This window comes from Archangium lansingense (genome assembly GCF_026626635.1).
GTDB classification, from domain to species: Bacteria; Myxococcota; Myxococcia; order Myxococcales; family Myxococcaceae; genus Archangium; species Archangium lansingense.
On the sequence record NZ_JAPNKA010000001.1, the window covers coordinates 6,820,581 to 6,843,583 of the forward strand.

The window sequence follows — 23,003 nt, forward strand, 5'->3', positions numbered from 1 at the left end:
CCGTCCCTGCGCGGCGAGAGCTTCTCGGGCGTCCCCGTAGTGCTGGTGATTCGAACCTGTCTCCCCTGCCCTGCGCTACCAGATGCGCACGCGCTGCTCGGGCGCGAGGTAGAGCGTCTGCCCGGGCGCGGCACCGAAGGCCTGGTACCAGGCATCGATGTTGCGCACGGTCGACGCGCGGTACTCGCTCGGGGAGTGCCCGTCCGTCAGCAGGATGCGACGCAGGGTCGGCTCCCGGTACTTGTTGCGCCAGACCTGTCCGAAGCCGAGGAAGAAGCGCTGCTCGCCAGAGAAGTTATCGAGCACCGGTGCCGGCTTCCCGCCCAGCGACAACCGGTAGCCATCCAACGCGATCGCCACACCGGCGATATCGGCGATGTTCTCTCCCAGGGTCAGCTCGCCATTGATCGCGAGGTCCGGCAGCGGGCGGTAGGCGCTGTACTGTGCGGCGAGCTCCTGGCCGGCGGCCTTGAACTTCTCCGCGTCCTCCTTCGTCCACCAGTTGGCCAGCTTGCCCCGCGCGTCGAACTGCGCCCCCACGTCATCGAAGCTGTGCACGATCTCGTGCCCGATGACCGAGCCGATGCCGCCGTAGTTCACCGCTGGATCGGCATTCGGATCGAAGAACGGCGGCTGCAGGATGGCCGCGGGGAAGATGATGGAGTTCTGCTGCGGAGAGTTCAGCGCGTTCACCAGCTGCGGCACCATGAACCACTCCGACCGGTCCACCGGTTTGCCGAGCTTGTTCAGGTTGCGCTGGTACTCGAAGCGCCACGCGCGCTGCGCATTGCCGTAGGCGTCCCCGCGCACAACCTCCAGTCCCGAGTAGTCCCGCCACTTCTCCGGATGGCCAATGCCCACCTGGAGTGTGCCCAGCTTCTCCTTCGCGCGCGCCTTCGTCTCCGGGGACATCCAGGCCAGCGTGTCGATGCGCTGGCCCAGCGCCGCGACGATGTTGCGCACCATCTTGTCGGCCTCGGCCTTGGCCTCCGGCGGGAAGTACTTCTCCACGTAGAGCTTGCCGATGGCCTCCCCCATCGCCTCGCCCGTGACATCGACGCCGCGCTTCCAGCGCTCACGCTGCTGCTTCGTTCCAGAGAGCACGCGGCCATGGAACGCGAAGGACTCGTCGACGAAGGCCTTGGGCAGGAAGGGCGCCGCGCGTGCGATGGTGTGGAAGGTCAGGTAGTCCTTCCAGGTCTGCACGGGCTCGCTGCCCACCAGCTTCGAGATTCCCGTCAGCGCGCTCGGCTGCCAGATGATGAACTCGCGCTGCTGCCCGAGTCCCGCGGCGCCAAGGTAGGCCTCCCAGTCGAGGCCGGGCGCGCGCTTCGCCAGCTCGTTCCGGGGCCAGGGGTTGTTGACCTTGGTCACGTCCTGCGTGTCCACCTGGGTCCAGTGCACCCGGGCGATGTTGCGCTCGAGCTCGAAGATGCGCTTCGCCTTGGCCTCTGCGTCGGGGATGCCCGCCAGCGTCAGCATGGCGGCGATGTGCTGCTGGTACTTCTGACGCACCTCCGTGAACCGGGCGTTGTCCACGAGGTAGTAGTCGCGATCCGGCAGGCCCAGGCCGCCCTGCAGCAGATAGGCGGCGTAGCGCGACGGCTCGTTCAGGTCCTCGGTCACCCAGAGGCCGAAGAGCCGGCTCGTGGTGACATCCCCCGTGTTGAGCGCGTCGACGTCCGTGCGCAGCGTCTCGCCCAGGGCCGCGGCAAGCTCCTTCCGGGTGTTGATGGCGACGATGCGATCCAGCTCGGGCTTGAGCGGCGCCAGGCCCTTGGCCTCGATGGCCGCCTCGTCCATGAAGCTGGCGAAGACGTCACCCAGCTTGCGGACCTCGCTGCCCTCGGGCGCGTTGGCGCTCGCGGCATTCTCAATCAGCTCGCGGGTGCGCCGGCTCGCCTCTTCCGCCAGCTTCGTGAACATGCCGTAGCTGGACCGGTCCGCGGGGATCTCCGTCTTCTCCAGCCATGTGCCGTTGACGAAGCGGAAGAAGCTGTCACCGGGCGCTACAGACGTGTCCATGCCAGCGGTGTCGACACCGAAGCTGCCATAGGTGGGCCGAGCGGAAGGAGCCGCCGGGGCCTCAGCGGCCGGCTTCACCTGCGCTGGTTCGGCCGGCTTGTCCATGGGCGCGGAGGTGGCGCACGCGGCGAGCAACGCGGATGCACTGGCCGTGAGCACCACGCGCGTGGCACTCGGGATACGTCGATTCCGTGAGGTCATGAGCTGGAGAGTCCCTGAAAAAAGTCCGCGCCCCAACAGCGAAATCCGCCACTTAATCCCGAGCTTCGGCGGCCCGCGCGAATTCAGGGGTGAGGCCCCGTCTCCTCCGGTGCCTCGATCAGGTCCCGGAGGATGCGGAGCAGCTGGCTGGGCTCGATGGGCTTGACCAGGTGCATGTCGAACCCCGCCTCACGCGCGCGGAGGCGATCCGAGTCCTGCCCATAACCCGTGATGGCGACCAGCTTGATGCCCTTCAATGCGGGCTCCTGACGGAGCCGCGACGCGAGCTCGTAGCCATCCATCACGGGAAGGCCCACATCCAAGAGTGCGACGTGGGGCCGGAAGGCGCTGGCTGCCTCGAGCCCGGCGGGCCCATCCAGGGCCATCTGTGTGACGTACCCCTTCGTACCCAGGAACTCGGTGAGCAGCTCGACCGCGTCGCGGTTGTCGTCCACGAGCAGGAGGCGCACGGCATGGGGGTCTCCCCGCAGCGTGAGGGTCTCCGGCGGCGGGCCTGGGTCCTCCCGCTCTGCGCTGGCGAGCGGCAAGACGAGCGGCAGGCGGACCATGAACTCACTCCCACGGCCCAGGCCCTCGCTGTGCACCGAGACGGTGCCTCCATGCAGCTCCACCAGACTGCGGACAATGGCCAGGCCCAGGCCGAGTCCCCCCTGGGAACGATCGAGCGACCGGCCTTCCTGGACGAACATGTCGAAGATCTTCGGCAGGATGTTGGGGGCGATGCCCGCGCCATTGTCCCGGACCCGCACCACGGCCTGTTCGCCCTCCCCCACCGCGCTGACGACGATGCGCCCTCCGGGGTCCGTGTACTTCGCGGCATTGTTGAGGAGATTCGCCAGCACCTGGGCGAGCCGGGCCGGGTCCCCATCGACGAGGAGCGGTCCGGCCGGCGGGATCATCTCCAGGTAGTGCGAGCGCTGCTCCAAGAGGGGACTCGCCATCTCGGCGGCCTTGGCCAGAACAGCCGCGAGATCGATGCGCCCCCGCTTGAGCTGAACCTTTCCCCGCGTGATGCGAGAGACGTCGAGCAGGTCATCCACAAGCCGGGTGAGGTGCTCGACCTGCCGTTCGATGATGGTCCGCTCGCGCTCGAAGGCGCTCCCATCCTTCATGCGCATGAGCTGGAGGGCCGTGACCATGGGCGAGAGCGGATTGCGCAGCTCATGGCCGAGCATCGCGAGGAACTCATCCTTGCGGCGGTCCGCCTCGCGTGCCTCCTGGTAGAGCCGGGCATTATCGAGCGCCACACCCGCTCGTAGACCCAGCTCCCCGACGAGCTCCAGGACCTCCGTGTCGAAACGGCCCACCTCCTCGGCGCCCAGGACGATGGCACCCAACACCCGGCCGCGCGCGGCGATCGGTGCCATGACGGAGTTGTTCGTGACGCAGGCGCGCGGCCCGCCCCCCGCCGAGAGCAGCGAGAGGCCCAGCTCTCGCGCGAGCCCAGCCTTCATCGGCTCTTGGTGGACGGCGAGCGTCTTCGTCTCGTCGTCGCCAGACGGGGTGCGCTCCACCATCTGGATGACGCCCCAGTCCGCGAACCGGGGCACCAGGAGATTGGCCACCCAGGTGAGGGCCGCTTCCAGATCCAGCGACGAGCCCAGGGTGGCGCTCACCTCCGCCAGCAGATCCGCGCGCTGCTGCCTGGCTTCCGCCGTGAGCCGGGCCCGACGCTCGGCATCGAGCAACCGGGCACGATCACATGCCTGGGCCGTTTGATGGCCGATCGCCTGGATGAACGCGCGATCGTCCTCCTCGAAGGGCCGTGGCTCGGGAAAGTTGAAGCCGAGCACGCCCAGACATCGGTCCTCGACCAGCAAGGGGACGGAGGCGTAGCCTGAAGGATGGCCCCGGTAGCCATTGCCAAAAACTCCCCGCTTCTGGCGATAGGCCTCCGCGATTGGCAGATCGGCCTCCACCGGAATGAGCTGGTAGTCGCGCAGCACTGGCTCGGGATAGCCCACGGCACGGATCAGCCGCAGTCCTCTCCCCGTCTCATCGGTCAGATACAAGCTCCCGGCGTGGGCTCCCATGGCACCCAATCCCCAGGAGAGAATCACGTCCGCAACCTGGGAGACGGTGTGTGTCCGCGAGAGCCCATCCGCGACGGCATGGAGCATTGCCAGCACGGAGTTCACGCGCTGGAGGCGGCTCCGCTCTTCGGCGAGCCGGCGCTGTGCGAGCGCCTCCCGGCTCGACTGCATCGCGAGCGCGGCCTGGTTGGCGATCACTTGGAACAGGTGCTGCTCGTGAGCCGTGGGGAAGTTCGCCCGCCAGGAGCCAATGATGATCCTCCCAGCCTCTCCCAGCGGCTCGGTGGAGATCACCCGGACGGTGGTCCGGCCTACTGTGTTCGGCCGTGGCAGCTCGAAGGTCGCCGGCGAGTCGGGGCTTGCATCGCCCCCCACAGCCAGGAACGCCTCGCGGTCCAGGTCCGAGGGAAATTGGTACTCGAGGTCCCCCTCTGGTCCGTGGATTCTCAAGAGGGCGACGTCCAGACGCAGCAGGGAGACGAGGGCGTCGAGGGTGCTTCGAGCAATCTCCTCCGGTTCCCTGCCTCGCCAGCCAGAAGGCAGCTCGAGCAGGGTGAACAGATCATGAGCCTGCCGGCGAAGCGCAAGCGCTCCCAGATCGGCAAGCACGGGCATGCGGAAGGTGGTGCGCTCCATGACCAATGGAGTGCCCTCCTCGACTCAGGAGCGCCTGCCCTTGGTGGAGGTGCCGAGCAGCTCCTCGGGCGGAACGTAGTAGGGATTCTCGCGCAGCGCGCCCTCGATGATGGTGAAGGGGTGGGTCCGCAGCACGTCCATCACCGCCGAGCCGCTGAAGCGATTGAGATCGTAGACGCAGATGGCGGGCTGCTGCAGCCGGTTGAGCAGGTGGTTGACGCGAGCCTCGTACTCGATGAAGCGGTCCACTCCAGGCCGCTCCTCGATCGCCCACTCCATGTGGCCCATCATGCGGACGCGAGAGAAGCCCTCGGCCCGGCTCGTCGTCACCACCTCCTCGATGAGTGCCATCATCGCATCCGAGTCGAACCGGCCCTCCTTGAGGTAGGCGTCGTTCCACCCCATCACCTCGAGCTGCCCTGTCCGAGTGCAGTCTTGGACGGGGACGCCCATCGTCTCGAGGTTCTCGAGGTGCTTATGTTTCAGGAGCGGATCGCAGATGTGGACCGCCTTCTCGCCCGCCTCGATTCCCTCTCGGATGTAGGAGCGAAGCACCTCGTACTCTTCCTCACGAGACCGGAAGAACGCGGCGATATGAAAGTGCTGGAGCTTCTTTCCCGCGACGGTCACGTCCCCCAAGGCCGTCCTCCTTGTTCAGGGTCAACGAGCTCCCGGCCATGGACCCCCCGGCCGATGCCCTTTCAGGGCGAAGCTGTTGCTCTTGAAAATACTACCCTTACTGGAGGACTCGCGCCGTGCTGCCCCAAGAGAGCCGTCTGATAGCGGACAGCGCTCTCAGAGGAGGCACGGCTAGCTCACACTCTCGGCGCTGTACCGGGCGATGAGGCCGGTGCGCACGGCATACCGGAAGACACGCGTGAAGAACCCGCATGCCAGCAGGATGTAGAGCAGGGCCAGTCCCACGCCCCAGAGCAGCGTGATGGCCGAGAAGGTCCCACCCGCGACGATCGTCCGCATGCCCTCGAAGACATAGGATGGTGGCAGCAAGCGCGAGACGGCACGCATCCATTCAGGGAGTGTCGAGAGCGGGTAGAAGACGCCCGCGAAGGGCGAGACCACGGCGGGAATGGGCCAGATGAACCACTCAGCGGACGGCCCGAGCCGGAGCACCACGGCGGCGCCGAAGATGCCGAGCGCGATTCCAAAGAGGAAGAGCACCAGCAGGAACGGCACGAGCATCAGGCCGTAGGAGAACATGGACAGGCCGAACGCCGCCCCCGCCACGAGGAGCATCACCACGAGGCCGATCGAGCTCGTCGCGATGCTCGAGAGCACGAGCCCTCCGACGTACTCGGTGATGGAGAGCGGCGTCGCGAAGACATTGAGGAAGTTGCGCGACCACACGTCCTCGAAGAACGCCATGGTCACGCCCTGCATGACGCGGATCAGGAAGTCCCAGAGGAGCACCGCGCCCAGGAGCGCGGGGACGAAGTCGGCGCCAGGCGCGGTGATGCTGTTGAGATAGCGGGACATGAAGCCCCAGAGCACCATGTCGATGGCAATCCACACGAAGAGCGGGAAGATGCGCGAGGGGCTCCCGCGAATGAGATAGAACTGGCGGAGGATGATGGCGGCAGCGCGGTTGAAGGCCATGGGGTTCAGGCTCGCTCCAGCGCGAGCGGCTGCCGCGCCACGGTGATGAACAGCTCCTCGAGGGTTGCTTTGCCGTGCTCGCGTGGCAGGGTTTTCGGGTCGCCCTCGAGCAGGAGCTTCCCGTGCGAGACGAAGAGGACGCGGTCGCAGACCTCCTCGACCTCGTACATGTTGTGCGAGGTCCAGAGCACGCCCCCGGTCCCCTGGGAGGCGAACTCGCGGATCCGGGCGCGGATGTCCTTCGCCGTCGCGGGATCCAGTGAGGCCGTGGGTTCGTCGAGCAGCAGGAGCTGCGGACGGTTGAGCATGGCCTTGGCCAGGGCCACCCGCGTCTGCTCGCCCGAGGAGAGCACGCCACACTTCGTGTCGCGGAACCTCACCAGATCGAACTGCACGAGCAGCTCCTCGATGCGTGCGGAGAGCCCCTTCACGCCGTAGATGAGGCCGAAGACACGCAGGTTCTGCTGTACGGTCAGATTGCCGGGCAGGGGCGCGTAGACGGCGGCGAAGTTGGTGCGCTCGAGCGCCTGGGCCCGGCGCTTCGCGAGGTCCACTCCTTCGATGAGGATGGACCCCGCGGAGGGCTCGAGGACACCGAGGATCATGTTGATGGTCGTGGTCTTCCCGGCACCGTTGGGGCCGAGAAGCCCGACAATCTCATTGCGGCCTACGTCGAACGAGATGCCATCGACCGCGACGGTGGTGCCGTATTGTTTGCGCAGCGCTTGCACCGAGAGGACCTTCCCCGCTTGTCCTCCAGGCTCGTTCCTCGTCAGCATGTCCCACCCTTTCCTGGCTCCATCTATAGTCGCGCCCAGGAAGAGCCTCCATGCGCAAATCCGCCCGCGGGCACGCATGTCCTCGTCGTCCGAGGTGGAACGGACACGCTCGATGGTTTCACACTCGATGTGTCACTCGTTCCTTGAAAGATTTCGCTCTGCGTGAAGCCCTCGAAGTTCGAGGGTGACAGCGATGTGTCGCTGTGGTTCTGAGGCACGCATCTATGGATGCTGCGTGTCGCCCTCTCCTTCTCCTGCTCGCCCTGCTCACGCTTCCCGGCCTCGCCCGGGCCCAGCAGGGTGTCCCCTCGGCGGCAGCTGAGCCGCGCACCGTGGAGGTGGAGCTCCACGCCACCGACGCGGGCACGACGGCTGTCTCCTCCGAGGACGCCACGCGCCTGGGGTTGGCTAGCGACGACGGCACGGCCGAGCTCGTGCCTCCCTCGCTCCTGGCCGACTCGCCCGCCGCCTGGCCCGAGGGCCTCGAGGGCACCGCTGGCGAGGTGGGGCTGGAGCTGCTGATCGACGAGCAGGGCCACGTCGCCGACGTGACGGTGGTCCAGGCCCCCGCGGAGGCGCGTCTCACCGAGGCGGCCCTCGCGGCGGCTCGCGGCCTGCGCTTCACTCCCGCCACCATGGGCGGAGTGTCCGTCTCGGTGCGCCTGCCCTTCGTCTACCGCTTCGAGCCTCCCGCAGAGCCCGCCACCACCACCGCCCAGGCCCGTATCACGGGAGAGGTCCGCGCGCGCGGCACTCGCCGCCCCCTGGTGGACGCCACCCTCTTCCTCGATGGCAGCGACACCCCCGCCGCCACCACCGACGCGCATGGCCTCTTCTCCCTGGAGGTGTCCGCCGGAGCCCACCGGCTCGAGGTGCGTGCCCCGGGGCACAAGCCCTCCACCTTCGAGGAGACACTCGCCACCGGCCAGTCCCTCCAGGTCATCTACCGCCTGGAGCCCGGCCGGGTGAACCCGTACGAGACGGTGGTGCGCGATGAGCGCCCGCGCACCGAGGTCACCCGTTTCTCGCTACATGAGCAGGAGCTGCGCGAGGTGCCCGGCACGCTGGGAGATCCGTTCCGTGTCGTCATGCTCATGCCCGGCGTGGGCAGCCTCGCCTCGGGCATCAGCTACCCCGTGGTGCGTGGCAGCCAGCCCGCCGCCACCGGCTTCTTCCTGGATGGCATCCGCATCCCCATGCTCTACCACCTGCTGCTCGGGCCCGCGGTGGTGCACCCGGACTTCATCGACACCGTGGACTTCTACCCGGGCACTCCGCCGGTGCAGTACGGCCGCGTGCTCGGTGGTGCGGTGGAGGGGCGCCTCTCCCGCCCGCGCGAGGATCGGCTGCACTTCACCGCCTACGCGGATCTGCTCAACAGCGGCGGCTTCGTCGAGTACCCCTTCGAGTCCACCGGCACCAGTGTCAGCCTGGCCGGGCGCATCAGCTACTCGGCGATGCTCATCTCCCTGATGGCCAATGCCCTCCGCGACGAGAACGCGCAGCGGGTGCGCGCCGGCTTCTGGGACTACCAGGCGCGCATCGAGCAGAAGGTGGGCCAGGGGCGCCTGCGGCTCTTCGTGCTGGGCAGCTCGGACGACGTGGGCCTCTCCCCTGAGATGCGCCTGGGCAGCACCGGAGGCGGCGTCGCTTCCGGCTTCCACCGGATCGATTTGCGCGGCACGCACCCCCTGGCCGGCGGCGAGGGCGAGCTGGCCTTCACCCTTGGCTGGGACTCGATGGGGCTGGTGGGAGATGGGGCGATGCCTCAGCTGCCTTCCGGTCAGTTGGCGGTCCGGCGCGTGGGCGAGTTCGGCCTGCGGCAGACGAGCTATGCGGCACGCACGAGCTGGAAGCGGCAGTTCTCGGACTCCCTGGAGTTGCAGGTGGGCGGTGACGTGGAGCACCGGCGCGCCGCCACCCTCATCATTGGTGAGGGGCGTCCTCCAGGCTGGCGGCCCGAGGACGAGGCGGATCCGCTCAAGAACCCCTCCTCGTTGGCCACCTTCTCCGGCGCCTATGCCTCCGTGACATGGCGGCCCACCGAGCGCTGGACCGTGGTGCCCGGCTTGCGCGTGGACGCCTACCACCTGGTGCCCGGCATCACGCATACCGCCGTCGAGCCGCGCCTGACTGTTCGCCACGCCCTCTCGGACACGCTCACCCTCAAGGGCGGCGCGGGACTCTTCCACCAGCCCCCCACCGTGCTGCTGCACATCCCCGCGCTGGACACCGCGGGCCTGCGCTTCGGCCTTCAGTCCGGTGCCCAGTTCGACGTAGGTGCCGAGTGGAAGGCCGTCGAAGGACTCGAGCTGAGCGCGGACGTCTTCTACAACCCGCTGTCGCGCACCGTGGAGTTCGACCTGGCCGACGTGGCGGAGAACCGGCGGCGCCGCGATCTCGCGCAGGTGGACCCCAGCGCCAGCGGCTACGCCTACGGCTTCGAGTTGATGGCTCGCCACCCCCTGGGCCGCAACTGGTTCGGCTGGGTCTCCTACAGCTTCCTCCAGAGCAAGCGCCTCGTGACCTTCAACCGCATTGGCGATGACAACCGCGTGGTGGAGACCGTGCAGGGCACCCTGCCCTTCGCCTTCGAGCAGGCCCACGTCGTCAACGCCGCGATCAGCTACAAGTTCGGCAACAACTGGACCGTGGGCACCGTGCTCCACTTCAACACCGGCCGGCCCGAGACGGGGCAGATCACCTCGCTCACCCAGCGCTCCATCACCGGCTCGGATGGCCAGAGCGCGTGGGTGCGGCAGGATCTGGACCGCGCCGATCGCCTGGCCCCCTACTTCCGCGTGGACCTGCGCGTCGCGAAGTCGTGGGCCATGAAGGACTTCACGCTCGACGCCTACCTGGACATCCTCAATGCCTCGCTCCAGCAGGAGGTCGTTGCCTATGAGTACATCCGCGGCCTGGACGGCCTGGAGCGCAAGCCCATGACCCTTCCCATCATCCTCCCGCTCGTTGGCTTGAAGGGGACCTACTGACATGCGCCACCCCCATCGCTTCCTCCTGCTGCTGCCCCTGCTCTCCGCCGGCTGCCAGCAGCGCTACCCGGAGGACCCCCTCTTCGGCTACAGCCGCGCGGTGAACACGGACGGCTCCCCCATACCGGGGGCCACCATTGCGCTCGAGCGGGCTCCCCCTGCCCCGCTCGATCCGGCGGGACCCGGGGCGCCCCCCACCTTCAGCCCCTATGGGACGTCCACCACCCAGGCCAACGGCGAGTTCACGTTCCAGGTCCTCTGGGGCGACGTAGAAGAGAATCGCCCCGACACGTACATCCAATACCGCTTCCGGCTGGCGCTGCCCCTGGATGCCAACGGCCAGGGCACCTTCCTGTCCTTCATCCTCAACGGCGATGTGGAGCTGCCGGCCCTGCAACCCTGGGATGCCCGGCTGGCCGTGAGCGACAGCCCCCAAGGGCCCACCCTCACCTTCGCGCCCGCCCCGCCCACGCCCCCGCTGCCCCCGAGTGGCAAGCTGCGGTTCGTCTACTTCCATGAGCAGGGGTCGTCCGCACCGCAGGAGGTGCAGGTTCCCACCACGACGCCCGAAGCCATCGCGCACTTCTTCAGCGGTGGTCTCCCGATGTGGCGCCAGTCGGGGGTCACCTCTCCTTGGGTACCGGGCCCGCACCTGATGGAGGACTTCGCCAGTCCCGAGGTGCAGCTGCGCGCCTTGTCACTGGGAGAGTGGATCTTCAGCCCCGTGGGAGGCAGTTGGAGCGCCACCTCCTTCCGGCAGGAGTGGCGCACTGGCCGTCTGGCGCTTCCGGCTGGAGCCTCTCGGCCCATCAGCCGTGGGGCCGCATGCCAGCCCTCTCTCTCGGGCGAGTGTCCCTGGACGGACGGTCAACTTACCCCCGTCACCATCTCCGGGACCGTGGAGCATGGCCCCCCGGAGTCGCTCGTCATCACCCTGGCGGAGCCCACGCACCTGAGGCGTGCCGTCATCCGCGGGCTGCACTTCGAGAGCACCCTCAATGGCCCGGAGCGTGTGCGGCTGGAGGGCAGCGTGGATGGGCAGCAGTGGACTCCGCTCGCGGAGGCCGTTGTCCGCACCTTCGAACCCCAGCGCATGGACCTGGATCTCCAGTCCAATGCCTTCGCCAATGAGTCCTCCTGGGACTCTCCCTTCCAGGATGAGAGGCTTGCTCCTCCCCGCGAGGCCTTGGTGTTCCTGGACCTGCCCTTGCAGACCCAAGAACCCGTGCGCTACGTCCGCCTCCGCGCGGAGCCGGATTATCAACCGGGCCGCAACCTCTACCTGTACTCCCTCGCCGAGCTGTCCGTGTTCCCCTAGCGGCTCGCGGGAAGTGCTCGGAGAGGGGGATTAGTGATCCGTGCGGTCCGTTCCGACGCTCCGCACGGTGTGCACCGCCGCGTCCACCTCGGCGAGGATGCGGCGCGCATGGCTCAGGAAGACCTCGCCAGCGGGTAGCAGGCGCATGCCGCGGGGCGTGCGCTCGAAGAGCGGGGTACCCAGCTCGTCCTCGAGCGCGAGGATGTGGCGGCTGAGCGGAGGCTGAGAGAGGTGAAGCCGGCGCGCTGCACGGCCCACGTGGCCCTCTTCGGCCACCGCAATGAAGGACTGGATGTGTGTGAGGCTCACGGCCGCCGAGGTTAGCGCGCTCCCGGGAGCGGGTACACCCGCGGAGGGTCCTCCACCTCGGGCCGTGTGCACCGTGGGACGGAGTCCATGCCGAAATAGCATTGGACTCCGTGGCTGCTCAGAACCCGTGGTCAGCCCTCAGCGGGGCCAGACCATGACCCAGACCCAGACGGGCGACCACATGGAGGCGGGGCTGGGGGTGCGCGTGGCCGCGGGTTGGGCGTCGCGGCGCTTGCGGAACTCGTCGAGGTTGATGACTTCGGCAGCCTGGTTCATGGCGGATACCGCTTTCCTGAAGTGGCTCACTGCCACCGTCCCCTCATCGGGGAGCGCTCAAAACCATTATCGGAAGGAGCCCTCCGCCAGTTGCGCGGATTCTTGTCCGCCCCAGCGGATGGCGGTGTCCAGGCCTCTGTAAACCCCCGTGAAGTGGGTGTAACGGCGGCGGCTATACCACCCGCCCATCCCAGGGAGAGGGAGGGGGGTCCCGGGATTGACCATCCACCTCGGCACGTGGTCCTCTGAACCTATGGCCAGTGAAACGTATTCTGGGGGAATGGCCGCATTTGGAATCCTTCGTCCTCGCCTGCGAAACGGGGAGCATGAGTACCTGCTCCTCAGATTCCACGAACCACTCCCCGAAGGACATGAGCACATCGCGCTCGGGGACTCGTGGCAGGCCGAGCGCCGGTTGCGCGAGTTCGCGCAAGACTCCGTCAACCTGCGGACGCTGCGCGAGCTCGTCTACACCCAGGTGAACGCGCGGCCCTATGAGCCGCTCTCCGAGGAGAGCGTGCTGCGGCAGGCCGCCACGCTGCTCTCGAGCAAGCACGTGAGGCTGGCCCGCGCACCCCTGCCGAAGATGCCCGGGGTGATGCAGCCTCGCGAGAAGGTGGAGAAGAAGCCGCCTCCCGAGGTGGTCGAGGAGAAGCTGCGGCTGATGGTGCAGATCGTCGACGACGTCACCGAGGATCCGATCACCGACCTGGAGCTGAGCATCAAGCTGCCCGACGGCTCCAAGCAGAAGGTCACCACCGACGACGAGGGCCGCATCTCCCTCTCGGACGTGCCCAAGGGGCGTGTCGACATCACCTCGGCGATCGACGGCGCGACCCTGGCCGAGACGCTGGCGTTCGCGAAGGCCGGTATCCTGAAGTCACTCGACTCGGGGAAGAAGCGGCGCCGCCGCATGGCCCCCTCGGGGAAGTTCCTCGCGCGAATCTCCGAGCACAAGGTGTCCGACGGCGAGACGCTGGAGAGCATCGCCGAGACGTATTCGCTCACGGTGGATCAGCTCACGAAGTTCAATTGGGGCACGACCGACCCCGAGGAAATCCAGCGGCACTTGTTCATCGACGTGGGCTGCACGACCAAGGACGACACCGGCAAGTTCGTGCTCAGCCGCCACGACGACCCCGGAGTCATCTACATCGCCCGTCCGCTGGAGATGAACTGGGTGGCGCTGGAGGATCGCCACATCTGGCGAGTGAAGAAGGTTCCGGAGCCGAAGCTCTACCTGTTCTCGGTCTGATTCATACCAACTCGGAGACCCACGATGATTGCTCCTGGCCCGACCCTCGAAACCGCGCGCCTCCTCCTGCGCCCCACGGCGCTGGAGGACCTGGATGGCTTCGCGACCCTCATTGGTGACCCGGAGTCCGCGCGTTTCCTGGGCGGAGTGCAGCCGCGCTCGGTGGCCTGGCGGGCCATGAGCGCCATGGCGGGCTCGTGGGCGTTGCAGGGCTTCTCCATGTTCTCGGTGATCGAAAAGGCGACAGGCCGCTGGGTGGGCCGCGTCGGTCCCTGGATGCCAGAAGGCTGGCCGGGGCCGGAGGTCGGCTGGGGTCTGCTGCGCGAGTGCTGGGGCCGCGGCTACGCCACCGAGGCGGCGGCGGCCACCATGGACTGGGCCTTCGACCACCTCGGCTGGACCGAGCTCATTCACTCCATCGCGCCGGAGAACACGCCGTCCCAGCAGGTCGCCATCCGGCTGGGCTCGCGCCTGCTGGGCCCTGGGAAGCTGCCGCCGCCCTATGACACGACTCCGGTAGAGCTCTGGGGCCAGGACCGCGACACCTGGCGGGCCAGGCGGAAGAAGACCTCCAACCCCTGAGCTGACGAGAACCTCGCACCCGGGGGCCTCTCTCCTCCCCCGGTGTGCTCCGCCGCTCCGGCTCAGTTCGCCGTGGCCTTGTCATGCCTCCCCCCTCGGGGAACGAAAAGTCCGTTTCCCCACCATCGGTGCTGGCCGGGCGGAGTGCGACATCTGCTAGGGTGGACTCCGGAGGTATCCCACCCTGGCACGACTCCTACCGTCGCTTCTGCTGGTACTCGTCCTGACGGGCGCAACGGCGACAGCGCAGCAGCCCCAGTCTCCAGCCCGCGAGCAGCAGCAGCGGCAAGTCGTCGTCCTCAACGGCCCGGGTGAGCCGGTTCCCGAGGTGCGGGTGGCGGCCGGTGTGTCCACCTACCTGCGCTTCAACGCTCCCATCGACAGGGCCTCGCTGGAGGTGGAGGGGCGGGCGACGCGCTTCAAGCTGGTGGACCCAGGCGAGTACACCCTCACCCTCGAGGTGGCCGTCGAGCCGGGCCCCGGGGAGAAGCTGGGCGTGCGGGTGCGTTACAAAGACGGCAGCTCCCCGGCGTACGCTGCCCTTGCTCTCGTCTCCCACCCCACGCTGGTGGACAAGGAGGTGGAGGTGGTGCGCCGCCCGCGCACCGTCGAGGCGCTGGAAGCCAGGCTGTCCCACGTGGAAGCCGAGCTTGTCTCCTTGAAGGCTCAGTGCGCGCAGAGCGGGCTTCCCAGTCTCGCCTTCTCCGGGGTGCTCAACTCGGAGGGGGTCAGCGCCAAGAGCTTCTTCGGGAAGCCGGCTCCCGGCTACAAGGGCGGCCTCGAACCGGGGCCTGGCACCAGCTACCGGGGCACTCTCTGGGCCATGGTGGTTGTCCAGGTGCGCAACCTCCCGGGACAGCCCGCCTGGGTGCCCGGCGCGGCACTGCTCACCAGCGTGAAGGGGACGCCGGTGAAGGTGCTCTCGGTGCACATGGAGAAGCCCCAGCTCCAGCCGGGGGAGTTCGCGCTCGTGGCCGTCATGGTGGAGCCCCCCGCCTCCAACGAGGTCCTCTTCCGACTGGAGTTGATGGACACCACGGGCGGGCGGCGCCTTCCCATCACCGAGGTTGAGCTCTAGGAGGGCCGGCCCATGACGACGGAACCCCAACACCCGGACCACCTCCAACCCGGCCATGTGGTGGGGCCCTGGCACATCGTCAAGGTGCTGGGCCGCGGCGGCTCTTCCAGGGTCTTCAAGGTGGAGCGCGACGGCCAGCCCTACTCCATGAAGATGGCGCTGCTCCCTCTTACCCAGTCCAAGGAGGAGCTCACCGAAGAGCAGTACGTGGAGGAGAAGAGCGCCTACCGGCGGCTGGCGCATGAGGCGGCGGCGCTTTTCACCTATGCCTCCCACCCCAACCTGCTGCGCGTGTATGGCGTGGACTTCTGGCCCAACCCCACCAAGGGCTACGCCTTCATCATCACCGACTTCGTCGACGGAGATAACTGGCACCAGTGGCGCTGGCGCAAACCCCGTCACGCCGCCGAGGTGGTGGACGTCTTCTCCGGCGTGGTGCGCACCGTGGGCGTCCTGCACGCGCGCGGCGTGCACCACCGAGACTTGAAGGCGGAGAACATCCTCATCCGCAGGAAGGACGGCCGGCCTTTTGTCATCGATTTTGGCACCGTGCGCCTCCCCGGGGCCTTCACGAAGACACTGGGCCTGCCCGAGGGCGTCCTGCACCTGCTGCCCCCCGAGCTCCTGGCCTACACGCGCACCGAGGCGTGGAAGCGGGGTGAGCCCTTCCTCGGCGGGGTGGCCGCGGACCTGTACGCACTGACAGGCACCCTTTCGACCCGGAGCTGCCGGACAAGGAGCTGCTGGCCGCCATCGCCGCCGTCCCGCCGGCCGCGCCCCACCTGCTCAACCCCCTGGTGCCGCACTCCCTCAGCGACATCACCCTGAAGCTGCTGGAGAAGCGGCCCGAGGACCGCTACCCCAACACCGAAGCCCTGCTCGAGGCACTGGATCAGGCCACCGAGAAGCAGAGAAAGTCCCCCGCCTGGAAGGTGCCCCTCACCGCGCCGGAGAGCCCGGCAGAGGCTCCGCCCAAGCAGGCGGAACCGGAGCAGGAGGCTCAGCACCCCCAGGCAGCACCCGCAGGTGAAGCAGCTCCGACGCCGGAGGATACGCGGCCGCCGGAGGACGCTCGCGAGAAAGCGCCCGACAAGAAGCACCGCACGTGGCGCGTGGGGCGCCTCGCCATGGTGGGCCTGCTCCTCCTCGTCGGCCTGTTCCTTGCGCCGTGGCTGGTGCGATCCACACTCGCGCGGCCCCACATGTCGGAGTCCATCGCATCCGGCCCTCCCGAGAAAGGAAGTGCGACCGTGCCCCCTCTCACCACCCCCCAGGACTCGACTTCCTCCAGCCGCTCACGCTTCGGAGTCCTCGCCGTGTGGCTGTGCACCGCTGCTGGCCTGGGCTGTCCCGCCGCCCAGGTGAAGCCAGAGTCAGAGGACTGCCCCACCGAGGCCCAGTACGCCATGTTCGAGGTGCTGAAACTCAACACGGGCATGCGGCTCCAGGCCATCGTCGACGTCAACCAGCCTGGGGACCCGACCGAGGAGGGCATCTACCGTGACGGCCCCATCGTCAGCCGCGTGGTGCAGCGCGAGGGGACTTCGCCGCAACTACCCGGTGGCACCCTGTTGTACGGAAAGCTCTGGACGGGCCCTGGGATTCAGAATTGGAATGGAATGGAGGCGGTGCTGGGGCGCTACACCGAGGCGCTGCTGCCGGACGGCCGCAAGCTGCCGGTGTGCATCGTCCTGGGCGGGTATGAGGGTCGCTGGCGCAAACTGCCCGGCTCCAAGCCCGGGGCCGTTCGACTGTTTCGGGAACTCCCGGTGGCCGCCGTCAGGCGCTGGCCGTGAGGCATCACCCATCGAGCCTGGTTTGTGGCCCGGAGGTCTCACGTCGCGGCCCCTCTCGTCACGACGGGGGCCGGCGAGCAGTTACGTGAGAAGACGGCAATGGCGAAAGTCGAGTCTGACACCTGGGTCGGACACCCAGCCTATTCCCGTCGTATCTCGAAGCCGGCGGTGACGTAGCCAGCGTAGGTCTGGATGAAGGACGTGCTCTCCCCGTTCTTGGTGACGAAGATGTCGAAGTGCGCAGTGCCTCCGAGGTTGTCGGTGAGCGTCGCGGTGCCGCTACAATCGGGCTCGAGGGTGTAGGTGCCAGTGTAGGTGATGCGCGTGATCTCACCATTGGTACTGACGGTCGCCGAACCGGTAAAGGTCCCGTTCGGACCTGGGTAGGTCTCGGCCGTGCAGTGATGGATTGTCGAGCACGGCGGCGAATGGAGGGTAAGGTCGAAGTCAGTTCACCTTGAGGGAGATGGGCGCTGACGTCGTGACATTGCCCGCTGCGTCATACGCCTTGGCCGTCAGCGTGTGCCACCCCTTGGGCACGGTCAGCAGGCCCCAGCTCAGGCTGTAGGGCGCCGTGGTGTCCGTGCCGATGACATTGGCGCCATCGTAGAACACCACCTGGGTGACGCCCCGGTTGTCACTCGCGCTGGCCTGAATCGTCGTGCTCAGGAAGGCCGAGGCCCCGTTGGCCGGTGAGGTGATGGCCACGGTGGGCGCGATGCTGTCCACGGTGACCGTGCGGCTGGCGGACTGCGTGACGTTGCCCGCCAGGTCGTAAGCCTTCGTGGTGAGCGTCACAACACCATCGGCCAGGACCGTCGTGTCCCAGCTCACCACGTACGGCGCCGTGGTGGTCGTGCCGAGCAATGTCCCGTTCGCATAGAACTCGACTCGCTCCACCCCATAGGTGTCACTGGCGGTGGCGCTGACCGGGACGATGCCACGCACCAGGGCGTTCTGCGCCGGAGCGCTGATCGCCGTCGCCGGCCCCGTGCGGTCGACTGTCACCGTCACGCCGGCAGAGGTACCCACGTTGCCAATGGCGTCATAGGCCTTCGCCGTGAGCGTATGAGCCCCCTCCCCTACGCCCACCGTGTACCAGCTCAGCGCGTACGGCGAGGAAGTATCCGTGCCGAGCAGCGTCGCTCCATCATAGAACTCGACCTTCGTCACCCCTCGGGAGTCACTGGCGGTGGCATCGAGCGTGACATAGCCCGCCTGGAAGAACATCCCCGGCACGGGTGACGTGAGCGCCGCCTCCGGCACGCTGTTGTCGGTGTTTACCGAGACTGCCGTGGACGTGCGAACGTTGCCCGCGATGTCGAAGGCCTTGGCCGTGAGCGAGTGGGCCCCGTCCGCCACGGTGGCGGTGTTCCAGCTCACCGCGTAGGGCGCGCTGGTGTCGGTGCCAATCAGCGCACCGTCCACATAGAGCTCGACCTTCTCCACCCCGGAGGAGTCGCTGGCCGTAGCGCTGATCTGCACGGTCCCTCCGACCAGGGCGTTGCTCGCCGGAGCGCTGATGGACACTGTCGGCGCGGTGTTGTCCACCGTCACCCCCACTCCCGCGGAGGTGCTCACGTTGCCGACGCCGTCATAGGCCTTCACCGTGAGCGTGTGAGCACCGGACGTCACGCTCGTGGTGTTCCAGCCCGCCACATAGGGGGCCGTGAAGGTCGTGCCGATCAGCGTCGCACCGGCATAGAACTCGACCTTGGTGACCCCCTGGCTGTCGCTGGCGGTGGCCTCGATCACAACGGCGCCTCGCAGGAGCGCTCCCTGGGCGGGTGACGTGAGCGCTGCTCCCGGCGGGGTGTTGTCGGTGAGCACTCCGACCACCGCGGAGGTGGTGGCGAGGCCCGCCGCGTCGTAAGCCTTGGCCGTGAGTGAGTGGGCCCCATCCATCGCGCCAGTGCTGTCCCAGCTCGCCGCGTAGGGCGAACTGGTGTCGGTGCCAATCAGCGTCCCGTCCACGTAGAACTCGACCCGCGCCACTCCCTGGTCGTCGGTGGCCGTCGCCGTCAGCGAGACCGTGCCCCTCACCAGCGCATTGTTGGTGGGCGCGGTGAGCGCCACCGTCGGGCCCGTGTTCACCGTGAAGATCACGTCGTCATGGTCATCCAACGCGCCGGTGCTGCACGCCGATCCGCTGATCCCTCCCACTCGGAACTGGGCTCTTACCGCCTGCAGCTTGCCCCCGGGCAGCACGTACTCCGTCGAGAGCACCTGGGCCCCCGTCGCTCCCGGCTGGAGCGTGGTCAGGTACGTCCACGCGGGATTGAGGGCATCGGTCGCGTAGAACAGATCGAGCGCATCCGTGGCCGTGTCGAGCGCCAGCACGTGGACCTCGATCCGGACACGCTGGCCCTGCGTGAAGTTCTCTCCATCGACGCTCGACAGCCTGATCCGGTTGATCTTCTGCGCCTCGAGGGAGGCCGTTCCGTCGGCGCAGGCCGCGTTGATCGTGTTGGGCCCGTAGCTCTCCGCGGTGTGCCGGCCCTTCACGGTGGCCGTGGTGTCGCAGATGGGGGTCGGCGTGGAGCACTTCGGAGCGCGCAGGTAATAGTAGTCGTGAATGGCGCTGCCCGGCTGGCTCGTGCTCACCGTCAGCTGGGTGCTCGTCCCCACATTGCCCACCGCGTCATACGCCTTGGCCAGCAGCGTGTGGCTCCCGTTGAACCAGAAGCCACTGTCCCACTCCACGCTGTAGGGCGCCGTCGTGTCACTCGCCAGCAGCGCACCGTCCACGAAGAACTCGACCCGGGTGACCCCCTCGTTGTCCGTGGCGTCCGCCTGGAGCGAGACCCCGCCGCTCACCGTCGCCCCACCGGCTGGAGACGTGATCGCCACGGCCGGGGCCGCGTTGTCCACCGTCACGCTCACCTCCGTGGAGGTGGCGATGTTGCCGTGGATGTCCCGGGCACGCGCGCTCAGCAGGTGACCGCCGTTCGCCGCCGTCTGGGTGTTCCAAGAGTAGCTGTAGGGCGAGGACGTATCGGTGGCGAGCAGCACCCCGTCCAACAGGAACTCGACCTTGTTCACCCCGGAGGCATCGGTGGCGTTCGCCGAGAGCGTCACCGTCCCGACGAGCCTCGCCCCACCGACTGGCGCGGTGAGCGCCACGGACGGAGGCACCAGTTCCTGCACGACAGTCACCGTCACCGGCGCCGAGCTCCCCTCATTGCCAGCTGCGTCGTAGGCTCGGGCGGTCAGGGGGTACATGCCGGTGTAGTACGAATCGCACGAGCAGGTGTAGGGAGCGGAGGAGTCGGAGCCGATCAACCGATCGTACGCATAGAAGTCGACCCGGGTGACGCCCTCCGGATCCGAGGCGTCGGCTGTGAGCTCCAGCATCCTGCTCAGTCTGGAGCCCGGAGCAGGAGAAGTGAGGGCCACCACCGGCACGGTCAGGTCGTTGGCCGCCGTCACCGTTACGGGCTGTGAGGTCGTCACGTTTCCAGCCAGGTCACGCGCCCGGGCGGTCAGCGTGCGGCTGCCGTTGGGGCCACTCCGGCTGTTCCAGCTCACGCTGTACGGGGCCTGGGTGTCCGTTCCGATCAGGGTCTCCCCATCCAGGAAGTCCACAGACACCACGCCGAAGTTGTCGTTCGCCGAGGCCGTCAGCGTGAGGGTGCCAGTCACCGTGATGCCAGGGGCGGGAGCGGTGAGCACGACCCCGTCCGGTGCAACGGTGTCCGTCTCCTGCGCGCCGACTGGGAAGACCACGTCGTCGCGATCGATGTACGAGTACTGGGACGAGGGCGGCGCGCAGGTCCCGAGGGACCCGGCGGCGCGGAAGATCGCACGAACGGCCTGCAGGTTTCCCGCGGGCAGGACGTACTCCGCCGAGAGCGTCTGGAAGCCCGTCGCAGTGGGCTTGATCGTGGCGAGGTACGTCCACGAGGGCGACCAGGTCGCATTCGCCGTGTAGTACAGGTCCAGGTAGTCGTAGCTGGTGCTGACGGCATACACATCGGCCTCGATCCGGACCCGCTTCCCGGCGGCCATGGGCGTGCCATCCTCTCGGATGATGCGGATCCGCTCGAGGGACTCGCTCTGGCGGTAGGAACCACTCGAGCCGTCGGCACAGCCGCCCAGCGTGTTGGGCGCGTTCGGCTCGCCGCCTTGCGCCTGCTGCCCCCTCGAGCGAACCATCTCCCGGGTATCGCAGCGAGCCGCCACGGAGTCGCACCGGGGAGCCATCAGGTTCGTGTCGAAGCGCGCGTTGCCTGCATTGCTCACCTGCACGGTGACGGACGCGCCATACGCGATGTTGCCCCCCACGTCCCGGACCATGGTGGACAGGTTGTGGCTGCCATTGGAGATCTCCGCCGAGTCCCAGGAGATGGCGTAGGGCGCCGTCGTGTCGCTTCCGATGAGGCTTCCATCCACCAAGAAGAACACCTCGGCGATTCCCCGGTCATCGCTCGCGCTCGCCTCCAGGGAGACCGTGCCGCTCAGGGTCGCTCCGCTGGTGGGCGCGGTGAGCGCGGTCTGCGGCTGGACGAAGTCGTTGTCCACCAGCACGTTCACCGTGCTCGGGGGCGAGGCGTTTCCGCCCGCGTCATAGGCCGTTGCGCGCAGCACGTGCGGTCCGTTGGCCACTCCCCAGCGGGTGTTCCAGTTCACGGTGTACGGCGGCGCGGAGCTGGTGCCAATCAGGTTACCGTCCGCGTGGAACTCCACGCGCACCACGCCCCGGTCATCGCTGGCGCTGGCCTCCAGCGGGACCGCCTGGTTCAAGGTCGCACCTTCCACCGGCTTGATGAACGCCACCTGCGGCAGCACGTAGTCGTTGTCGATCAGCACGTTGACCGCGACCGAGTTGGAGGCGTTGCCAGCCAGGTCATACGCCCGAGCAGTGAGGGCGTGCAGACCGTTGGGCACCGTCCGGGTCGCCCAGCTGAACTTGTAGGTGTAGGGCGAGTAGTTGCTGGTGCCGAGCAGCGTGGCGCCGTCGTACAGCTCCACGCGGCTCACGCCGAAGTTGTCGCTCGCCTCCACGCTCACATTGATGACGCGCTCGAGCGTGGCGCCCTCCACCGGCGAGGTGATGGCGACGACGGGCGGCGTGACATCCGCCTCCTGTCCCACCGTGATGACGAGGTCATCATGGTCGGTGAACGGGTTGGAGAAATCGTTCGGGATGCAGGGCGAAGGAGGGGTCTGACGGCTGTTCCCGCGGTAGATGCCCCGGAGGACGTGCCGTCCGCCCGCCGGAACCACGTACTTGCTCGTGAGCGTCCAGACTCCGATCGCATTGGGCGGAAACAGGGTGTCCACGAAGGTCCAAGAGGGGTTGCTCGGATTGGACGCGATATAGAGATCCAGCGACTGGTACGAGTAGGACGCGGTAGCCTGGACCGTGGCCTGGACCGTCACCTCCTTGCCCTCCGCCAGCGCGGTGCCATCACTCCGGATGACGACGAGCCGCTCCACCGCGGCCGTGGGACCACCGACGCCAATCGAACCATCCTCGCAGGCGCCGCCCAGGGTGCTGGGTGGATGGAGCTCGGGGCTGAGGAGCCCCCTCCCCGCCAGGAGATCCGCCGAGTCGCACTTGCTGCCCACGGCCGCACAGGCGGGCGTCCCCCAGGAGGGATCGTACGTCGCGACTCCGGCGTTCTCGATCGTCACCTCCACCGGAGCGCTCGTCGTATGGTTGCAGTTGGCGTCGGAGGCCTGGGCGGTGAAGACCCCCGGGCCATTGCCATGGGTGGCGCTGTCCCAGACCAGCTCGAAGGGAGGCGTGTTGTCCCAGACGAGCATGCGGCCATCGAGGTAGAAAACGACTCCCGCAACCCCCACGTCGTCCGTTGCATTGACGGTCAGGGTCACCGTGCCGCTCAGGACCGAACCGGACGAGGGCGAGGTGATGGCGATCTGCGGTGGAGTGTTATCGGTCCCGGTGCAGGCATACGGGTCGATGGACTGCCGCAGCGTGCCGGGGTCGATGACCTGGCCGGGTGCCGCCGTGGGTTCAACGGAGGGGTGCTCACACGAAGCGAGCACGAGTCCTGCCGCCAGCAATGTCACCAGGGTCCGCATGGTCCTCCCCCTTGGGGTGCGAAGTCCGCTTCTTCCTGA

15 protein-coding genes are annotated in these 23,003 nt (G+C 67.7%); 7 read left to right on the forward strand and 8 right to left on the reverse strand.

The genetic code is table 11. The annotated features are described in order from the left end of the window. Window positions 1–75: 75 nt before the first annotated feature. The 5 genes from OV287_RS27690 to OV287_RS27710 form a co-directional block, all read right to left on the reverse strand. Window positions 76–2,226, reverse strand: a complete 2,151-nt coding sequence (locus tag OV287_RS27690) for a M13 family metallopeptidase (RefSeq protein ID WP_267537054.1) — start codon at window positions 2,224–2,226, stop codon at window positions 76–78. An 83-nt stretch (window positions 2,227–2,309) separates the two neighbouring features. Then, window positions 2,310–4,916, reverse strand: coding sequence for a hybrid sensor histidine kinase/response regulator (locus OV287_RS27695; RefSeq protein ID WP_267537055.1), 2,607 nt, complete (start codon window positions 4,914–4,916; stop codon window positions 2,310–2,312). A gap of 24 nt (window positions 4,917–4,940) precedes the next feature. Continuing rightward, window positions 4,941–5,546: an MEDS domain-containing protein gene (locus tag OV287_RS27700; protein WP_267542427.1), complete on the reverse strand. Its 606-nt coding sequence runs from the start codon at window positions 5,544–5,546 to the stop codon at window positions 4,941–4,943. A 180-nt stretch (window positions 5,547–5,726) separates the two neighbouring features. Next, the gene (locus tag OV287_RS27705; RefSeq protein ID WP_267537056.1) at window positions 5,727–6,530 is read right to left on the reverse strand and encodes an ABC transporter permease; all 804 of its coding nucleotides are present in this window, start codon (window positions 6,528–6,530) and stop codon (window positions 5,727–5,729) included. A gap of 5 nt (window positions 6,531–6,535) precedes the next feature. After that, window positions 6,536–7,309 (reverse strand): ABC transporter ATP-binding protein, encoded by a 774-nt coding sequence (locus tag OV287_RS27710; protein ID WP_267537057.1) that lies wholly within the window; start codon window positions 7,307–7,309, stop codon window positions 6,536–6,538. A 224-nt stretch (window positions 7,310–7,533) separates the two neighbouring features. Here OV287_RS27710 and OV287_RS27715 point away from each other — a divergent pair, with 224 nt between their 5' ends. Together OV287_RS27715 and OV287_RS27720 are read left to right on the forward strand one after the other, a co-directional pair. Continuing rightward, complete coding sequence (locus OV287_RS27715) at window positions 7,534–10,302, forward strand: TonB-dependent receptor domain-containing protein (RefSeq protein WP_267537058.1); 2,769 nt, start codon at window positions 7,534–7,536, stop codon at window positions 10,300–10,302. A 1-nt stretch (window position 10,303) separates the two neighbouring features. Continuing rightward, entirely contained in the window at window positions 10,304–11,620 is a 1,317-nt protein-coding gene (locus OV287_RS27720; protein ID WP_267537059.1) for a hypothetical protein, read from the forward strand. A 30-nt stretch (window positions 11,621–11,650) separates the two neighbouring features. On the opposite strand, the gene OV287_RS27725 is transcribed toward OV287_RS27720, so the two are convergent. Both OV287_RS27725 and OV287_RS27730 read right to left on the reverse strand, forming a co-directional pair. Then, window positions 11,651–11,929, reverse strand: a complete 279-nt coding sequence (locus OV287_RS27725) for a LysR family transcriptional regulator (RefSeq protein ID WP_267537060.1) — start codon at window positions 11,927–11,929, stop codon at window positions 11,651–11,653. 138 nt (window positions 11,930–12,067) lie between these two features. Further along, window positions 12,068–12,205 (reverse strand): hypothetical protein, encoded by a 138-nt coding sequence (locus OV287_RS27730; protein ID WP_267537061.1) that lies wholly within the window; start codon window positions 12,203–12,205, stop codon window positions 12,068–12,070. 280 nt (window positions 12,206–12,485) lie between these two features. Here OV287_RS27730 and OV287_RS27735 point away from each other — a divergent pair, with 280 nt between their 5' ends. The 5 genes from OV287_RS27735 to OV287_RS27755 all read left to right on the forward strand — a co-directional run bounded on the left by OV287_RS27735 (window position 12,486) and on the right by OV287_RS27755 (window position 16,916). Then, window positions 12,486–13,460, forward strand: a complete 975-nt coding sequence (locus OV287_RS27735) for a LysM peptidoglycan-binding domain-containing protein (protein WP_267537062.1) — start codon at window positions 12,486–12,488, stop codon at window positions 13,458–13,460. Between the two features lie 24 nt (window positions 13,461–13,484). After that, complete coding sequence (locus tag OV287_RS27740) at window positions 13,485–14,042, forward strand: GNAT family N-acetyltransferase (RefSeq protein ID WP_267537063.1); 558 nt, start codon at window positions 13,485–13,487, stop codon at window positions 14,040–14,042. Window positions 14,043–14,253: 211 nt separating this feature from the next. Next, on the forward strand, window positions 14,254–15,120 hold the full coding sequence (locus OV287_RS27745) for a DUF2381 family protein (protein ID WP_267542428.1): 867 nt from the start codon (window positions 14,254–14,256) through the stop codon (window positions 15,118–15,120). A 12-nt stretch (window positions 15,121–15,132) separates the two neighbouring features. Continuing rightward, window positions 15,133–15,948 carry a serine/threonine protein kinase gene (locus OV287_RS27750; RefSeq protein ID WP_267537064.1) on the forward strand — a complete coding sequence of 272 codons (816 nt, stop codon included), beginning with the start codon at window positions 15,133–15,135 and terminating at the stop codon, window positions 15,946–15,948. Then, window positions 15,918–16,916, forward strand: a complete 999-nt coding sequence (locus OV287_RS27755; protein ID WP_267537065.1) for a hypothetical protein — start codon at window positions 15,918–15,920, stop codon at window positions 16,914–16,916. Before OV287_RS27750 ends, OV287_RS27755 begins: the two co-directional genes overlap by 31 nt. Window positions 16,917–17,363: 447 nt before the next feature. Here the strand turns inward: OV287_RS27755 and OV287_RS27760 are convergent, their stop codons facing one another. Then, window positions 17,364–22,964 (reverse strand): Ig-like domain-containing protein, encoded by a 5,601-nt coding sequence (locus OV287_RS27760; protein ID WP_267537066.1) that lies wholly within the window; start codon window positions 22,962–22,964, stop codon window positions 17,364–17,366. Window positions 22,965–23,003: the final 39 nt, after the last annotated feature.

What these genes read in the sequence shown, in the direction of transcription:
- OV287_RS27740 (WP_267537063.1), top strand. Translation starts at nt 13,485, where the DNA reads ATGATTGCTCCTGGCCCGACCCTCGAAACCGCGCGCCTCCTCCTGCGC.
- OV287_RS27710 (WP_267537057.1), bottom strand. Translation starts at nt 7,309, where the DNA reads ATGCTGACGAGGAACGAGCCTGGAGGACAAGCGGGGAAGGTCCTCTCG.
- OV287_RS27695 (WP_267537055.1), bottom strand. Translation starts at nt 4,916, where the DNA reads ATGGAGCGCACCACCTTCCGCATGCCCGTGCTTGCCGATCTGGGAGCG.
- OV287_RS27760 (WP_267537066.1), bottom strand. Translation starts at nt 22,964, where the DNA reads ATGCGGACCCTGGTGACATTGCTGGCGGCAGGACTCGTGCTCGCTTCG.
- OV287_RS27750 (WP_267537064.1), top strand. Translation starts at nt 15,133, where the DNA reads ATGACGACGGAACCCCAACACCCGGACCACCTCCAACCCGGCCATGTG.
- OV287_RS27730 (WP_267537061.1), bottom strand. Translation starts at nt 12,205, where the DNA reads ATGAACCAGGCTGCCGAAGTCATCAACCTCGACGAGTTCCGCAAGCGC.
- OV287_RS27690 (WP_267537054.1), bottom strand. Translation starts at nt 2,226, where the DNA reads ATGACCTCACGGAATCGACGTATCCCGAGTGCCACGCGCGTGGTGCTC.
- OV287_RS27705 (WP_267537056.1), bottom strand. Translation starts at nt 6,530, where the DNA reads ATGGCCTTCAACCGCGCTGCCGCCATCATCCTCCGCCAGTTCTATCTC.
- OV287_RS27715 (WP_267537058.1), top strand. Translation starts at nt 7,534, where the DNA reads ATGGATGCTGCGTGTCGCCCTCTCCTTCTCCTGCTCGCCCTGCTCACG.
- OV287_RS27720 (WP_267537059.1), top strand. Translation starts at nt 10,304, where the DNA reads ATGCGCCACCCCCATCGCTTCCTCCTGCTGCTGCCCCTGCTCTCCGCC.
- OV287_RS27735 (WP_267537062.1), top strand. Translation starts at nt 12,486, where the DNA reads ATGGCCGCATTTGGAATCCTTCGTCCTCGCCTGCGAAACGGGGAGCAT.